Here is a 15,841-nt window from a genome sequence, read left to right as displayed (position 1 = left end):
CGGGGGTCGTTGTCCGTCACGGCATTCGCGGATCTACTGGTCCACGTCGGGTCGCTTCCGGGCCGCCGTCCCACGGCTCGACGAGGATCAGGGGGAATCAATGTCCATCCAAGTGCTCGTCACCGCTGGGGTCACCGAGGCGCAGTCGACCGTCCAGGCGACCGGATCGGTGCAGGCCGTCATCACGCCCGCTCAGGCGGCGCAGTTCGGCCTCACAGATGGCGACCTGAAGTCCGCTGTCGCGGCGTACTTCGGCAAGGCGCCGGACGACGCCTACCTCTGCAGCCCGACGCCGTGGAACGACCTCTATCGCACGTACGGGTGGCCGCAGGTGCAGGTCACGCTCGTCCCGGTCAGCGCAACGGTCCTAGGCCTCAAGATCACGGATTCTCTCGTCAAGAACGTCGAGTTCAACAACCCGAGCTCCGAGCCCGCGACGTTCTCCGCAGTGATCCAGGACTCCAAGACCGACACGGCGTCATCGGCGGTCTCGTCGACCGATTCGGTCACGGTGGGGCAGAAGATCACCTACAAGATCGGCTTCCTCGGCACGGACGTCGGAGGCGAGACCTCGCTGTCGTACACCCACGATTGGGGAAAGCAGGACACCGAGTCGCTGGCGGTGACATTGGGCTCGTCGACTTCGGTGTCGGTCCTGCTCCAGCCGGGGCAGCACAAGAAGGCTGTTCTGAGCGCCACGCTCGGTGCGCTCTCCGTCAGCATCGGCTACCGGGCCTATCTGACCGGCATGACCGCCATCAACTACGGCGACACATACCAGGGGCACCACTTCTGGGCTCTCGACATCAACTCCGTCCTCGAGGCCGCGAAGAAGCCGACGTCGTTCGACTACACGGAGACCATGGACATCTCGTACTACTCGTCCTCGGTGGTGACACTCGAGGACGACACGGCCTCGGGTGAGGCGGGGGCGTTGCTCTTCTCGTCCGCTGCTCGCCCTGGGCTCGCGGGGGATTGAGCAGCACGGGCCCGGATCCCTGCGGATCCGGGCCCGTCGTCGTCCGCCCGCGCAGGCGGATCAGCGGGAGCCCGGCCCCATCACCTCGACCGCGCGGGCCAGGGCGTCGCGGCAGGCGCGGATCCCCGGCCGGTCGAGGCTCCCCACGCGCGACGACGTGAACACCGTGCGCCGCGGCGAGCCGGGGAGGCCGATCAGGCGCACGTCGGGCTCGCGCCCGGCCCACACGAGGTCGGGCAGCACGGATGCGGCGTGCCCGCCGCGCACGAGGTCGATGTGCGCCTGCAGGTCGGCCGTCACGTACCGGACGTCCGGCTCGAAGCCCGCGACGCGGCACACCTGCTCGGCGAAGTGGCGGGACGCCGTGCCCGCGGGCTCCATGACCCACGGCAGGCGGCGCGCGTCGGAGATCGAGCGCACGTCGTCGCGGCCGGGCGGGAGGCCGAGGCGGAGCGGATCCACGCACAGCTCCTCGCGGTCGAGATCGGCGGGCCGCGGCGCCGCGTGCGCCGGGTACTGCTCGGCGATGACGAGGTCGTGGTCGCGCGCCCACACGTCGTGGAGTCCCGACTCGGGCTCGCGCATCGTGATCTCGACCCGCAGGTCCGGGTAGTCGTCGCGGAGGATCGTGAGCGCGGGCGGCACGAGCGCGAGCAGCGCCGACTGGAACGCGGCCACGCGGATGGTGCCGGAAACGTTCGCGAGCGACGCGTTCACCTCGGTCTCGGCGCGCTCCAGCCGCTCGAGCAGCGCGGTCGTGTGCTCCACGAGGATCTCCGCCTGCGGCGTGAGCACGACCCTCCGGCCGACCCGCCGCAGCAGCGTCACGCCCGCCTCGCGCTCCAGCTGCGACAGCTGCTCCGACACCGACGACGGGCTGAACGAGAGCGCGTCGGCGACCGCGCCGATCGTGCCGCGGAGCTTGAGCTCGCGCAGGAGCCGCAGCCGACGCATCTCGAGCACGTGCGCCTCCCCGGGATCTCAGGCGAGCGTGGAATCATCGGCAGGGCCGCACGATGATCATCGGAAACGTTCAGCGCATCCGATGAGAGCATGGTCGCACACTGGGAGGACGCGCCCGCAGCGCGGCCGACGACGGGGCCGAGGCCCACCCGAGACGAAGAGGTTCCCGCATGACCGCCGAGACCGCATCCGCCCCCGAGACCGCGCAGATCCCGACGGTCGACGGCGCTTCCGCCGCCCCGGATCGCGCGGCGCTCGCCGACCGGTCCGTCGCGCTCGTGCGCACGTGGCTCGCGGAGGCGGCGCAGCACCCCGCCGATCCGTCCGCCGAGCGCCTCGCCGGCGTCCTCAAGGACGAGAACGGCCTCGACTTCACCATCGGCTTCGTCGACCGCGTGGTGCGTCCCGAGGACCTGCCGGTCGCGGGCAACAGCCTCGCCGCGCTGACCGCCAAGACCCCCGGCTTCCTGCCCTGGTACATGCAGGGCGCGATCCGCGCGGGCGGCATCCTCGGCCCCGTCCTCCCTCAGGTGGTCGTCCCGGTCGCGCGGCGCGTGCTGCGCGAGATGGTCGGGCACCTCATCGTCGACGCGACGAGCGAGAAGCTCGGCCCGGCGATCGCCAAGCTGCGCGAGGGCGGATCCCGCCTCAACCTCAACCTGCTCGGCGAGGCCGTGCTCGGCGAGAAGGAGGCCGCGCGCCGCCTGGCGGGCACGCGCGAGCTGCTCGCCCGGGACGACGTGGACTACGTCTCCATCAAGGTGTCGAGCGTCGTCTCGCAGCTGTCGATGTGGGCGTTCGACGAGGCCGTCGACAAGGTCGTCGAGCGGCTCACCCCGCTGTACGAGCTGGCGTCGGAGGCGGAGACCCCCAAGTTCATCAACCTCGACATGGAGGAGTACAAGGACCTCGACCTCACCATCGAGGTGTTCACGCGCGTGCTCGACCAGCCGCAGCTGAAGGACCTCGAGGCCGGCATCGTGCTGCAGGCGTACCTGCCCGACGCGCTCGCGGGCCTCCAGCGGCTCACCGCGTGGGCGCAGGAGCGGCGCGCCGCGGGTGGCGCGCCCATCAAGGTCCGCGTCGTGAAGGGCGCGAACCTCGCCATGGAGCAGGTCGACGGCCGGATGCACGACTGGCCCGTGGCCACCTGGGCCACCAAGGAGCAGACCGACACGCACTACAAGCGCATGCTCGAGCACGCGCTCCAGCCCGCCGCGGCCGACGCCGTGAAGATCGGCGTCGCCGGGCACAACCTCTTCGACGTGGCCTACGCGTGGCTGCTCGCGGAGGAGCGCGGCGTGACCGACCGGATCGAGTTCGAGATGCTCCTCGGCATGGCGACCGGCCAGGCCGAGGCCGTGAAGCGCACGGTCGGCGGGCTGCTGCTCTACACGCCCGTGGTGCACCCGACCGAGTTCGACGTGGCCATCTCGTACCTCATCCGCCGCCTGGAGGAGAACGCGAGCCAGGAGAACTTCATGTCGGCGGTGTTCGAGCTGAGCACGTCGAGCGCCCTGTTCGCGCGGGAGGAGCAGCGGTTCCGCTCGTCGCTCGCCGGCGTGGACGACGCCATCCCGGCGCCGAACCGCACGCAGGACCGCCGCTTCCCGCCGGAGCTCGACGACGTGGATCCGCTCGCCGCGCCTGCGACGCCGGAGGAGCCGGAGGAAGAGGTCGACCCGCAGCTCACGAGCGTGGTCCAGGGCTTCACGCGCGGCTCGCTGCTCACGCCCGACGCGCTGGTGGACCCGGACGCCTCCGCGACGCCGTTCCACAACGCGGCCGACACGGATCCGGCGCTGCCGACGAACCGCGCCTGGGGCCGCGAGATCCTGTCGCGCGTCGAGGCGTCGCGGCTCGGCGTCGCGACGATCGAGGCCGCGCGCATCGACTCCACCGCGCAGCTCGACGACCTGATCGACGGGGTCCGCACGGCCGCCGCGTCCTGGGGCGCCCGTCCCGGCGACCAGCGCGCCGCCCTCCTGCACCGGGTGGGCGTCGCGATCGAGCGCAATCGCGCGCGCCTCATCGAGGTGATGGCGTCCGAGACCGGCAAGACCATCGCCGAGGCCGACCCCGAGGTCAGCGAGGCCGTGGACTTCGCGCACTACTACGCCGAGCGCGCCCGCGACCTCGACCGCGTGCAGGGGGCCCGGTTCGTGCCGTCGCGCGTCACCGTCGTGGCGCCGCCGTGGAACTTCCCCGTCGCGATCCCCGCGGGCAGCATGCTCGCAGCCTTGGCCGCCGGCAGCGGCGTGGTCGTGAAGCCCGCCGGCCAGGCCCGCCGCTCCGGCGCCGTGCTGGTGGAAGCGCTCCGCGAGGCCGGCGTGCCGCGCGAGCTGCTCGCGCTCGTCGACGCCGGCGAGGCCGAGTTCGGCGAGCACCTCATCTCCCATCCGGCGGTCGACCGCGTGATCCTCACGGGCGGCTACGAGACCGCCGAGGTCTTCCGCTCCTGGAAGAGCGACCTCCCGCTCCTCGCGGAGACCAGCGGCAAGAACGCCATCATCGTCACCCCGAGCGCCGACCTCGACCTGGCCGCCGCCGACGTCGTGAAGAGCGCGTTCGGTCACGCCGGCCAGAAGTGCTCGGCGGCGAGCCTCGTGATCCTCGTGGGCTCGGTCGGCAAGTCCCGTCGCTTCCTCACGCAGCTCACCGACGCGGTGTCGTCGCTGCGCGTGGGGTACCCGTCGGATCCGACCACGCAGATGGGCCCGATCATCGAGCCCGCGGCCGGCAAGCTCAAGCACGCGCTCACGCAGCTCGGCGTCGGCGAGAAGTGGCTCGTGGAGCCCGAGGTCAAGGACGAGACCGGCCGCCTCTGGTCGCCGGGCGTCCGCGACGGCGTGAAGCCGGGGTCGTACTTCCACCTCACCGAGTTCTTCGGCCCCGTGCTCGGCGTGATGCGCGCCCGCACGCTCGAGGAGGCCATCCGCTTCCAGAACGCGATCCCGTACGGCCTCACCGCGGGCCTGCACAGCCTCGACGCGCGCGAGCTCGAGCAGTGGCTGGAGACGGTCGAGGCGGGCAACCTCTACGTCAACCGCGGGATCACGGGCGCGATCGTGCAGCGCCAGCCGTTCGGCGGCTGGAAGCGCTCCTCGGTCGGATCCGGCACCAAGGCCGGCGGCCCGAACTACCTCATGGGCCTCGGCTCCTGGGTCTCCGACGAGGGCCGGCACTCGAGCTCGCTGCACCTGCGCGGGCTGTCGCCGCGGGTCACGGAGCTCATCGAGTCGGCGCAGCCGGCCATCCGCTACGAGGACTTCGACCTCGTGCGCCGCTCCGCCCTCAGCGACGCGGTCGCGTGGCACGACGAGTTCGGCCAGGTGAAGGACCCGAGCGGCCTCGGCGTCGAGCGGAACCTGTTCCGCTACCGCCCGCTGCCCGTCACGGTGCGGCTCACCGAGTCCGGCGCGCTCGCCGACCTGCTGCGCGTGCTCGCGGCCGGGCGCCTGGCGCGCGCGGAGATGCACGTGTCGGTGCCGGGGATCCTCCCGGCCGGCCTCGGCCAGGTGCTCGAGGACCTGCCGAGCGTGCACGTGACCATCGAGACCGACGAGGCGTGGCTCGCCCGCGTCGCCGCTGACGGGATCCCGACGGAGCGCGTGCGCCTCGTCGCCGCGCGCGACTCGCGGCTCGTCGAGGCGCGGGCCCTGTCCGACGCGCTCCGCGGCACGCCCGACGTCGCCGTCTTCGCCGACGAGATCACCGCGGCCGGCCGCGTCGAGATGCTCACGTTCCTGCGCGAGCAGGCGATCAGCATCACTGCCCACCGCTTCGGCAACCCGGACGACTGGAGCGAGGCGGTCATCTAGGTGACCGTGATCGAGGTCAGCGCGCTCGCGGCCTCGGAGGTCGGGCGGCTCGAGCAGGAGGAGTCGCCCGGCCGCGGATTCGCGCGCCCCGTGCGGGCGGCGCAGGCGACGGAGACGGACACGGACGAGACGCTGGTGCGGCGCCGGGGATGATCCGCGCGCGGCCCGCCGAGATCCGCGACCCTGGGCGGATGCAGCGCTCCGAGACCGTCGACCGCGCCCGCGCGCTGTGGGACGGCGGCCGGCGGCGGGACGCGATCGTCGAGCTGCGGACCCGCGTGCGGGCGGAACCGGGCGACGCGGTCGCGCGCCTGCTGCTCGCGTCCTGGTACCGCGAGGTCCGCGCGCCCGACCAGGCCGGACGCTGGGGGATCGCGCTCCCGGGCTGGACCACCCCGCGCGAGCGCGAGCTGCTGGCGCGGTTGGTCGCGTCGTCCGGCGTGCCCGACGACCGCCTCGGACGCTTCCTCGCGCTGCCCGCGGGCGAGCGGCCCGCGGAGCTGGATGAGGTCATGGCGATCGTGGACGGGCTGCGCGCCCCCGACGGCTGGCGCGGCGCGAAGCCGCTGCGACCGTGCGACCTGCGGAGCCGGATCGCGCACGCCGTCCACGTGCTCGGCTGGCTGCTGCTCGCCGGCGCCCTCCTGACGTCCGGGCTCGTGGCGCTGACCGGCGACGATGCCACGTCCCCCGCGCGCGGCGGCGTCGCGGTGGGACTCGTCCTGCTCGCCGTGGCCGCGGTCGTGGAGGGCACGCGAGCCCGCCGGGGCTGGTGGTGGATCGGCCCGTCGGCGGTGCTGCTCGCCGTCGCCCTGATGGCGGCCGCCGTGGCGCTCGCGCGCATGGCCGTCTGACCGCCGCCGCGGATCGGCCGGGTGCGGTCGAGCGGCCCGCCTGCCACGATGAGCGGATGGACCAGGCCGAGGCGATCGCGCGCGCCGAGGCGATGCGGGATGCGGGTGAGCGCGCGAAGGGGATCCAGTCGCTGCGCTCGCGCGTGGAGGCGCATCCGACCGAGCTGGCCGCCCGGCGTCTCCTCGCGGAGTGGTACCGCGACGACGGCACGCACGACCAGGCCGGTCGGTGGGGCATCGTCCTCCCGGGGTGGACCACGACGTACGAGCGCGACCGCACCGCACGGCTGTTCGCGGCCTCGTACCCTGTCGGCGGCGACGTGCTCGCGTTCCTGCACCTCCCCGCCGGGCCGATCCCGGAGGACGCGCGGCTGCTGGCGGCGCGGATCCCGGTGCAGCGGGAGCTGCTGTCCCGCCGGGCGGATCCCCCGACGCCGGGCCCGCTGCCCGGACCTCCCGGCCCGTTGGACGGCTACGCCCCGGTCGTCGGGATCATCGCCGTCGTGCTCCTCCTCGTCGACATCGCGGTGACGTTCGTCGGGGCGCTCCTCGGCGCGTCGACGAGCGGCTTCACCCGCTGGATCACGGCGGCCGTGCTCGTGCTCGCGGTCGCCGCGGTCGTGCTGGCCTGGGTGAACGCGCTGCGGACACCGGCCAGGCCGACCGCGGAGGACCTGGACGAGGGCGTGCTCCCCGCGGATCCGCCCGGCCCCGGCGCCCCCGGCGGATCATGACGCGCGACGTCGTGTTCGTCGCGCACGTCGCGGTGGATGCGTCCGCCGATCGCCGCGCCCGCACCGCCGCAGGCCGCGACGCGCTGCGGACGCTCGCGGCGGGGATCGTGGGGGCGGATCCCGCTGACGTGACGGTCCGCGCCCGCTGCGCCACGTGCGGCGGCGCGCACGGCCGGCCGGTGCTCGGCGGATCCCGCGCGCTCGATGGCCTGCACGCGTGCGTCGCGCACGCGGGCGACGCGGTGGTGGTCGCGGTCAGCGCCGACGGCCCGATCGGCATCGACGCCGAGCCGCGGGACCGCGAGGGGCCGCCCGGCATGACGCTCGCCGACTGGGTGCGGATCGAGGCGGTGCTGAAGGCCGACGGTCGCGGGCTGGCGGTGGATCCGGCGCGCGTGCGGTTCGCGGACGACGCGCACGGGACCGTCGCGTGGATCGACGGCGAGCCCGCGCGCTACCGCGTCGCGGACGTCGAGCTCTCCCCCGACCTGGTCGCGGCGTCCGCCCGGCGCGAGCAGTCCGTGGTGTGACGAGCGGCCCGCGCCGGCCGCCCGGCCGGATCCGACGCCGGAGCCCTCAGCGCCGCCGCACCCGCGGGAGCGCCGGCAGGGGCGCGTCCGCGAGCCACGCGCGCAGCAGCGCGCCCGCGTCGCCGGCCGCGCCGACGAGGTCCGCCGTGGTGCGCGGGGCCGTCCACGCCGGATCCGTCCAGCGCAGCAGCAGCTGCCGCCACGCCGCGTCGCCGAGCGTCAGCCGCAGTGCGTGGACCGCGAGGGCGCCGCGCTTGTAGACGACGTCGTCGAACATCGCCTCGGGTCCGGGATCGCCGATGCCCATCTGCGTGCCGTAGCGGTCGAGGCGCGCGTGGTGCTGGCGCGCGAGCTGGTCCGCGGTGGGCCCGCCGGACTCCTCCGACCACAACCACTCGGCGTAGCAGGCGAAGCCCTCGTTGAGCCAGATGTGCTGCCACGACGCGAGGCCCACCGAGTTGCCGAACCACTGGTGCGCGAGCTCGTGGGCGACGAGCCGCTCGGATCCGCCCGTGCCGTCCGCGTGGTTCGCGCCGAGCACCGCCATGGCCTGCGCCTCGAGCGGGATCTCCAGGTCATCGTCCGTCACCACGACCCGGTACTCGTCGAACGGGTACGGCCCGAACAGCGTCTCGAAGAACGCCATCATGCGCGGCACGAGCGCGAGGTCCTGCAGCACGCGGGCCTCGCGGGGCTTCGGGTACGCGAAGACGGCCTGGGTGGATCCAGCGGGCACGCGCTTCTCGACGTACCGGCCGATCTGCACGGTCGCGAGGTAGGGCGCCGTGGGGGCGTCCTGCTCGTACGTCCAGGTGGCGCGTCCCGAGCGCTCGATCCGCGAGACGAGCCGGCCGCTCGCGATCACGGAGTAGTCGACCTCGCACGCGACGCGGATCCGGAAGGCGGCCCGGTCGTCCGGCCGGTCGTTGCAGGGGAACCAGGTGGACGCGCCGCTCGGCTGCGACGCGACGAGCACGCCGTCGCCGAGCTCCTCCCAGCCCAGATCGCCCCAGACCGTGCGGCGCGGGCCGGGCTCACCGGAGTAGGCGACGTCGACCGTGAAGGTGGCGCCCGCGGCGATGGGGGCGGCGGGCGTGACGACGAGGCGTCCGCCGCGCTGCACGTGCCGGGTCTCGCGGCGCCCGTCGACGCGCACGTCGCCCGCGCGGAGGCCCGTGAGGTCGAGCTCGAAGCGGGGGAGCGGCTCGCGCGCGACCGCGGTGATGACGGCGCGCGCCTTCAGGCGGTTGCGGGCGACGCGGTAGTCGAGGTCGAGGTCGTAGCGCTCGACCGCGAAGGCCGTGGATCCGACCTCGGGGGTGTACGCGTCGCCGGACGACGGACCTGCGGCGGCCCTCACCGGTGACCGGCGGTCGCGCGCGCGGCGGCGTCGGTCGGAGCGGTGGTGGCGTTCGCGGACGCCGGGGAGCCCGTCGCGGGGAGGTAGCGGCCGAGCGTCACCTCGCGCCACGGGCCGATCGGGTTGCCGCTCCAGCGGCTCGCCTCGGGCACGAGCTCCCCGCGCATCACGAGGCTGGCGGGGCCCACGGTGGCCTGCGGGCCGATGCGCGCCGCGGGGAGGATGACGCTGTGCGGCCCGAGGGTCGCACCCGCGTCGAGGGTGACGGTGTCCATGCTCATGATCCGATCATGGAACAGATGCGTCTGCACGACACAGCCGCGGTTGACCGTGGACGCGTCCCCGAGGGTCACGAGGTCGGCCTCGGGCAGCCAGTGCGAGTCGCACCAGACGCCGGATCCGATGCGCGCGCCGAGGCTCCGCAGCCACCAGACGAGCGCGGGCGTGCCCGCGGCGGACGACGCGAACCAGGGCGCCGCGACCATCTCGGTGAACACGTCCGACACCTCGCTGCGCCACACGAACGACGACCACAGCGGGTGCTCCTCGGCGCGGATGCGGCCGATCAGGATCCACTTGGCCGCCGTCGAGACGCCCGCCGCCACCGCGCCGGCCACGAGCAGCACCACCCCGCCGAGCAGGAACGCGACGAGCGGGCCCCACGCCTCGGTGAGCGCGGCGAGGGCCACGAGCACGGCGAGGCCGATCGCGCAGGTCACGAACACGGGCACCACGCGCAGCAGCTCCCAGAGGATGCGGGCCACGCGGAGCCGGGTCGCCGGCCGGAACGTGCGCGAGTCGTCGGCCGCGGCGACCGTGCGCCGGAGCCGGACGGGCGGGGAGCCGAGCCAGGATGATCCGGACTTCGACTTGGTCGGCGCGGCCGAGAGCACGGCGACGAGGCCGTCCTTCGGCACCTTGTGGCCGGGACCCGCCATGCCCGAGTTGCCGAGGAACGCGCGCTGGCCGATCTCGGCGCGGGCGACGCGCATCCACCCGCCGCCGAGCTCGTAGCCGGCGACGAGCGTGTCGTCGGCGAGGAAGGCGCCGTCGCGGATCGTGGTCATCGCGGGGATGAGGAGCACCGTCGACGCCTCGACGTCCTTGCCGACGCGCGCGCCGAGGAGGCGCAGCCAGACGGGCGTGAAGAGGCCGGCGTAGAGCGGGAAGAGCACGGTGCGCGCGAGGTCGAGGAGGCGCTCGGTGGTCCACAGCTGCCAGCCGACGCGGCTGCGCACGGCGTGGATCCCCTCGGTCACGCCGAGACCGAGGAGGCGCACGGATCCGACCACGAGCAGCGCCAGCACGAGGCCGGTGACGAGCACGGCGGGCACGAGCGCGCCGAGGCCGCGCCACCACACGTCGCCGAGGTCGGCGGCCCCGTGGATGGCCGCCGCGAGGATCCCGCCGCCCGCGACGAAGCCCACCACCGGCACGAGCGCGGTCGCGACCGAGGCGGCGCCGTACGCCGTGACCCAGCGCGTGTTGCGCGGCGGCCGGTGGTCGGGCCACCAGACGCGGGCCTTGCCCTCGCGTGCGGCGGGGGATCCGGCCCAGCGCTGGCCCGACGGCACGCGTCCGAAGACGGCCGAGCCCGGCGCGATCTCGGCGCCCTTGCCGATGCGCGTGCCCGGCAGCAGCGTCGAGCGCGTGCCGACCGTCGATCCCGCGCCGATGCGGACCGCGCCGACGCGCACCGTGTCGCCGTCGATCCAGTAGCCGGAGAGGTCGACCTCGGGCTCGACGGACGCGCCGCGGCCGATGCGGAGCATGCCCGTGACGGGCGGCAGCGTGTGCAGGTCCACGTCGTCGGCGATGCGCGCGCCCAGCGCCCGCGCGTAGTAGGTGATCCAGGGCGCGCCCGCGAGCCCGACCGCGCCGATCTGCTGCGCGATCTGCTCGGCCAGCCAGAGCCGCAGGTGCCACGTCCCGCCGCGCGGGTGGTCGCCCGGCGTGAGGCCGCGGAGCAGCAGCCGCGCGGCCGCCGCGGAGATCGCCATGCGGCCGAACGGCGTCGCGAAGAGGAGGAGGCCCGGGATCAGCAGCCACCACGACACGTCGGGGAGCGCGTCGAAGCCGCCGAGCGGGCGCAGCAGCGCGCTCGCCGTGAGCAGCAGCGCGAGCCAGCGGAGGCTCTGCAGGGCGAGGAGGGGCGCGCCGAGGAGGGTCTGGATCCACTGCGTGCGGCGGGGCGTGGGCGTCACGTCGACGCGTGGCCCGCTGCGCTCCGCCCGCGGGGCGCGTCCCGCGATCGCCGCGTGCATCGCGCCGAGGCGCGGGTGCGCGTAGACGTCGGCGACCGTGAACTCGGGATCGATGGTGCGGATCCGGGCCACGAGCTGGGCGGCCGACAGGGATCCGCCGCCCAGGTCGAAGAAGTTGGCGTCGGCGCTCGCCACGGGCGTGCCGAGCGCGGCCGACCACATCTCGGCGAGCGGGCGCAGCTCGGCGTCGAGGTCGGCGCCGTCGTCGCCCGCGGCGCCCGGGAGCGGCCAGGGCAGCGCGGCCTTGTCGACCTTGCCGGACGTGCGCGTCGGCAGCGACTCGACCACGCCGATGAGCGGCACGAGCGCGGCCGGCAGCGCGACGCGGAGGCGCTGCACGGCGTCCTCGCGGGAGAAGGTGGCGGGATCCCGGGGCACGAGGTAGCCGACGAGCACCGGGTTGCCCGCGCCCGTGGTCTGCACCGCGACGGCCGCGCCCTGCACGTCGTCGAGGCCCTGCAGCGCCGCCTCGATCTCGCCGAGCTCGATGCGCCGGCCGCCGACCTTCACCTGGTCGTCGGCGCGGCCCTGGAAGACGAGGCCCTCCGCCTCGAAGCGCACGAGGTCGCCCGAGCGGTAGGCGCGGTCCCAGCCGAGCGCGGGGAACGGGGCGTACTTCTCGGCGTCCTTGGCGGGATCCAGGTAGCGGGCGAGCCCGACGCCGCCGATGATCAGCTCGCCCACGCCGCCCTCGGGGACGCGCGCGCCCTCGGCATCGACGACCGCGAGGTCCCAGCCGTCGAGCGGCAGGCCGATGCGCACGGGGCCGGGACCGCCGAGCGGGGCCGCGCACGCGACGACGGTCGCCTCGGTGGGGCCGTACGTGTTCCAGACCTCGCGCCCGTCGGTGGCGAGGCGCTGGCCGAGCTCGGGCGGGCAGGCCTCGCCGCCGAAGATGAGCAGGCGCACGTTCTCGAGCGACTCCGCGGGCCACAGGGCCGCGAGCGTCGGCACGGTGGACACGATCGTCACGCCGTGCGTGGTGAGCCAGGGACCGAGGTCCATGCCGCTGCGGACGAGGCTGCGCGGCGCCGGCACGAGGCACGCGCCGTGGCGCCAGGCCAGCCACATCTCCTCGCAGGACGCGTCGAAGGCGACCGAGAGGCCCGCGAGCACGCGGTCGCCGGGGCCGATGGGCTCCTCCTGCAGGAAGAGGCGCGCCTCGGCGTCGACGAACGCCGCGGCCGAGCGATGCGAGACGGCGACGCCCTTGGGGGTGCCGGTGGACCCGGAGGTGAAGATGATCCACGCGTCGTCCTCGGGCGCGGGCGGCGCGACGAGAGGGAGCGCGGAGGTGGAGGCGTGCGCGGTGGCGGCGGGGAGGATCCGGAGCGCGGCGGCCGCGGCGGTGACGTCGGCGGTGCCGGCGGCGGTCTCGGCGGCGTCCGCGGCCCGCGGCGTGAACTCGCCCGTGCCGGTCACGACGCCGGCGACGCGCGCCTCGCCGAACACGAGCCGGGCGCGCTCGTCGGGGTCGTCCGCGTCCACCGGCACGTACGCGGCACCGGCGGCGAGCACGCCGAGCACGGTGACGTAGAGGTCGCGGGATCCCGACGGCATGCGGATCCCCACCCGGTCGCCCTTGCCGACGCCCGCGTCCCGCAGCGACGCGGCGACCTGCACCACGCGCGCCATGAGCTCGCGGTAGCTGAGCGCGCCGTCGCCGTCCTGGATCGCGGACGCGTCGGGGTGCGCGGCGACCGTGGCCCGGAGCACGTCGACGAGCGTGCGCGGCGGCGTGACGGCGTCGGCCCGGTCGAGCACGTGCTGGGCGTCGGCGGCGGGGGCCTCGGCGGTGCCGGTGGGCTCGACGGGAGCGCTCGCGCGCGGGGCGTCGTCGTGCGGCGTCGCCGCCTCCGGGGAGGACTCGGGCATGTGGTCTCCGTTCGGATCGTGCGGCGTGTGCACTGTCGGGCCTCCGGGTGAACGGGAGGTGGATTCGCCGCGACCCGGCGTCGCCGCCGCGCCCGCCGCACCCTGCGGATCGGTCATCCGGCCGCGAGCGCCTCGTCCACCAGGCGCCGCGCCTCCCCGTCGGCCACTCCCAGGCGGCCGGCGAGCCGCGCGTACGCGATCGCCGCCGCCCGCAGCGCCTGCGGCACGTCGTCCTGCGCCGCGATGAACGAACCGGCACGGCCGCGCGTCTCGATCACCCCGTCGGCCTCGAGCTCCCTGTAGGCCCGCGCGACCGTGTTCACGGCGACGCCGGTCTGCTCCGCGAGCGCCCGCACGGTCGGCAGCCGCGCCCCGACCGGCAGCTCGCCGTCGGCGGCCCGGCGCGCGATCTCCGCGCGCAGCTGCGCGTAGGGCGGGGTCGCGGAGCCCGGCTCGATGCGGTAGCCGGGCGCGGGATCCATGCGCTGAGGCTAGCGATCGGGAGACGGTCGGCGGGCGCGACATGCACGTCGGCGCACGCCGGGACGCCCGCGGCGAGGCAGGATGGGAGGGCGGCGCACGGCCGCCGACGGGAGGAACCGCATGTCCGAGCTCGAGCTGATCACGATGTGGTCGCGCGCCCGCACGCAGATGATCACGAGCCAGCTGGCCCCGGTGTTCCTGCTGACCTCCACGGTGGTGCTGCTCCGCACGGGCCTCGCCGACGCCGACCTCGGCACGCGCCTCGCGGCCGCGCTCATCCTCCTGGCCACGGGCGCCATGGGCGCCGCCGCCCAGTTCTCGATCACGTCGCAGGGCATCGCCATCGCCCGCGACCTCCGCGACCAGGGCGCCACGTCGCACGCGGCCCGCACGGTCATCGCGTCCGAGGGCCTCACGAACCTCGTCCGCTACGCGCTGCCGGCCCTCTTCGTGGTCATCTACGTCGTGATCCTGGTCGCGCTCTTCTCCTGAGCCGGCGGTGCCCCGCCGCTACTCCAGCGTCCGGTTCACCAGCCGCGACAGCACGATCGCGCTGCGCGTGTGGTCGACGTTCGGGGCGAGGCGCACCTTCTCCAGGGCGTCCTCGAGGCTCGGGATGTCGCGGGAGCGGATCCGCACGATGGCGTCCGCGTCGCCCGTGACGGTGCCCGCGTCGACGACCTCGGGGACGCCCTGCAGGATCCGGCGCAGCTCGTCGGGCGCGACCGTCCCGCGGCAGAACAGCTCCACGTAGGCCTCGGTGCTGAGGCCGTCGACCGCGGGGTCGACCTGGATGGTGAAGCCGCGGATCACGCCGTCGGCCACCAGCCGGTCGACCCGCCGCTTCACCGCGCTGGCCGAGAGGCCGACGGTGCCGCCGATGTCGCCGTAGCCGGCGCGTCCGTTCTGGCGGAGGAGGTCGATGATCCGGTGGTCGAGGTTGTCCATGCTCCGAGCCTATGGCGGGATCCTGCGCGAGAAGGGGGTCTCACGCGCGGGATCCGCGTGGCGACCGGGTGAACGGGCGTGATCCGCGTGCCAGGCTGTGCGGAAGGCGTCCCCTCGGGGCTCTGGGACATCGTCCGCCTCCACGACCGCGCCACCCGGCGCGCCGCACGAAGCAGGAGCACCATGCCCTCCACCCTCCCTCGGCCCACGGAAGCCCCGACCGGCCGCACGCCCGTCGCGAAGCGCGTGCTCATGTGCCGGCCCGACCACTTCGACGTGGTCTACAAGATCAACCCCTGGATGGACCCGGCCGTCCCGACCGACACCTCGCTCGCGGTGCGCCAGTGGCAGACCCTCCACGACACGTACGTCGGCCTCGGCTTCCAGGTCGAGCTGATCGACGGGATCGCCGGCCTGCCGGACATGGTCTACGCGGCCAACGGCGGCTTCACGCTCGACGGCATCGCGTACGGCGCCGCGTTCCAGTACCCCGAGCGCCAGCCCGAGGGCCCCGCGTACATGGACTGGTTCCGCGAGGCGGGCTTCGACGTGCGCGTGCCCGAGCAGGTCAACGAGGGCGAGGGCGACATCCTCCTGGTCGGCGACACGATCCTCGCGGGCACCGGCTTCCGCAGCGACAGCACCAGCCACGCCGAGGTGGCCCGGATCTTCGATCGCGAGGTCGTGACCCTCCGCCTCGTGAACCCGTCGTTCTACCACCTGGACACCGCGATCGCCGTGCTCGACGACACCAACATCGCCTACCTGCCGAGCGCGTTCGACGCCGACAGCCTCGACGAGATCGAGCGCCGCTTCCCCGACGCGGTCGAGGTCAGCGAGCAGGACGCGTCGATCCTCGGCCTCAACTCCTACAGCGACGGCTACAACGTGGTCATCGCGGAGAAGGCCGTCGGCTTCGAGGCGTCGCTGCGCGAGCGCGGCTACAACCCCATCGGCGTCGACCTGTCCGAGCTGCTGCTCGGCGGCGGCGGCGTGAAGTGCTGCACGCTCGAGCTGCGGAAGTAGGCAC

At 74.5% G+C, this 15,841-nt stretch carries 13 protein-coding genes; 8 read left to right on the top strand and 5 right to left on the bottom strand.

Annotation, left to right across the window (positions count from 1 at the left end; genetic code table 11):
* Window positions 1-100: 100 nt before the first annotated feature.
* Window positions 101-979 carry a follicular epithelium yolk protein subunit gene (locus tag ITJ44_RS06440; protein ID WP_194633879.1) on the top strand — a complete coding sequence of 293 codons (879 nt, stop codon included), beginning with the start codon at window positions 101-103 and terminating at the stop codon, window positions 977-979.
* Window positions 980-1,039: 60 nt separating this feature from the next.
* Here ITJ44_RS06440 and ITJ44_RS06435 read toward each other — a convergent pair whose 3' ends face one another.
* Entirely contained in the window at window positions 1,040-1,942 is a 903-nt protein-coding gene (locus ITJ44_RS06435; RefSeq protein WP_194633878.1) for a LysR substrate-binding domain-containing protein, read from the bottom strand.
* Between the two features lie 170 nt (window positions 1,943-2,112).
* Between ITJ44_RS06435 and ITJ44_RS06430 the strand changes: the two genes are divergently transcribed.
* Genes ITJ44_RS06430 through ITJ44_RS06410 form a run of 5 tightly spaced genes read left to right on the top strand, consistent with a single transcriptional unit; the run spans window position 2,113 to window position 7,881 of the window.
* Complete coding sequence (locus ITJ44_RS06430) at window positions 2,113-5,763, top strand: proline dehydrogenase family protein (RefSeq protein WP_194633877.1); 3,651 nt, start codon at window positions 2,113-2,115, stop codon at window positions 5,761-5,763.
* Window positions 5,764-5,916, top strand: a complete 153-nt coding sequence (locus ITJ44_RS06425) for a hypothetical protein (protein ID WP_228494506.1) — start codon at window positions 5,764-5,766, stop codon at window positions 5,914-5,916. It begins immediately after the preceding gene.
* Between the two features lie 38 nt (window positions 5,917-5,954).
* Entirely contained in the window at window positions 5,955-6,617 is a 663-nt protein-coding gene (locus ITJ44_RS06420) for a hypothetical protein (RefSeq protein ID WP_228494505.1), read from the top strand.
* A gap of 56 nt (window positions 6,618-6,673) precedes the next feature.
* The gene (locus tag ITJ44_RS06415; RefSeq protein ID WP_194633875.1) at window positions 6,674-7,351 is read left to right on the top strand and encodes a DUF6584 family protein; all 678 of its coding nucleotides are present in this window, start codon (window positions 6,674-6,676) and stop codon (window positions 7,349-7,351) included.
* Window positions 7,348-7,881 (top strand): 4'-phosphopantetheinyl transferase superfamily protein, encoded by a 534-nt coding sequence (locus tag ITJ44_RS06410; protein WP_194633874.1) that lies wholly within the window; start codon window positions 7,348-7,350, stop codon window positions 7,879-7,881. The genes ITJ44_RS06415 and ITJ44_RS06410 overlap by 4 nt, the downstream gene beginning before the upstream one ends.
* Window positions 7,882-7,927: 46 nt before the next feature.
* Here the strand turns inward: ITJ44_RS06410 and ITJ44_RS06405 are convergent, their stop codons facing one another.
* The 3 genes from ITJ44_RS06405 to ITJ44_RS06395 all read right to left on the bottom strand — a co-directional run bounded on the left by ITJ44_RS06405 (window position 7,928) and on the right by ITJ44_RS06395 (window position 13,862).
* Window positions 7,928-9,241 (bottom strand): M1 family metallopeptidase, encoded by a 1,314-nt coding sequence (locus ITJ44_RS06405; protein ID WP_194633873.1) that lies wholly within the window; start codon window positions 9,239-9,241, stop codon window positions 7,928-7,930.
* Window positions 9,238-13,380 carry a Pls/PosA family non-ribosomal peptide synthetase gene (locus ITJ44_RS06400; RefSeq protein WP_194633872.1) on the bottom strand — a complete coding sequence of 1,381 codons (4,143 nt, stop codon included), beginning with the start codon at window positions 13,378-13,380 and terminating at the stop codon, window positions 9,238-9,240. Before ITJ44_RS06400 ends, ITJ44_RS06405 begins: the two co-directional genes overlap by 4 nt.
* A gap of 113 nt (window positions 13,381-13,493) precedes the next feature.
* Entirely contained in the window at window positions 13,494-13,862 is a 369-nt protein-coding gene (locus tag ITJ44_RS06395; protein ID WP_194633871.1) for a GntR family transcriptional regulator, read from the bottom strand.
* A gap of 121 nt (window positions 13,863-13,983) precedes the next feature.
* On the opposite strand from ITJ44_RS06395, the gene ITJ44_RS06390 reads away from it, so the two are divergent.
* Window positions 13,984-14,355, top strand: a complete 372-nt coding sequence (locus tag ITJ44_RS06390; RefSeq protein ID WP_194633870.1) for a hypothetical protein — start codon at window positions 13,984-13,986, stop codon at window positions 14,353-14,355.
* 18 nt (window positions 14,356-14,373) lie between these two features.
* Here ITJ44_RS06390 and ITJ44_RS06385 read toward each other — a convergent pair whose 3' ends face one another.
* The gene (locus ITJ44_RS06385; RefSeq protein WP_011931848.1) at window positions 14,374-14,811 is read right to left on the bottom strand and encodes an Lrp/AsnC family transcriptional regulator; all 438 of its coding nucleotides are present in this window, start codon (window positions 14,809-14,811) and stop codon (window positions 14,374-14,376) included.
* A gap of 183 nt (window positions 14,812-14,994) precedes the next feature.
* Between ITJ44_RS06385 and ddaH the strand changes: the two genes are divergently transcribed.
* Window positions 14,995-15,837 (top strand): dimethylargininase, encoded by an 843-nt coding sequence (gene ddaH / locus ITJ44_RS06380; RefSeq protein WP_194633869.1) that lies wholly within the window; start codon window positions 14,995-14,997, stop codon window positions 15,835-15,837.
* Window positions 15,838-15,841 lie beyond the last annotated feature (4 nt).

Origin of the sequence: Clavibacter sp. VKM Ac-2873 (assembly GCF_015351075.1) — a bacterium.
Taxonomy (GTDB): domain Bacteria; phylum Actinomycetota; class Actinomycetes; order Actinomycetales; family Microbacteriaceae; genus Clavibacter.
This window is presented reverse-complemented; position numbering and strand designations above follow the sequence as displayed.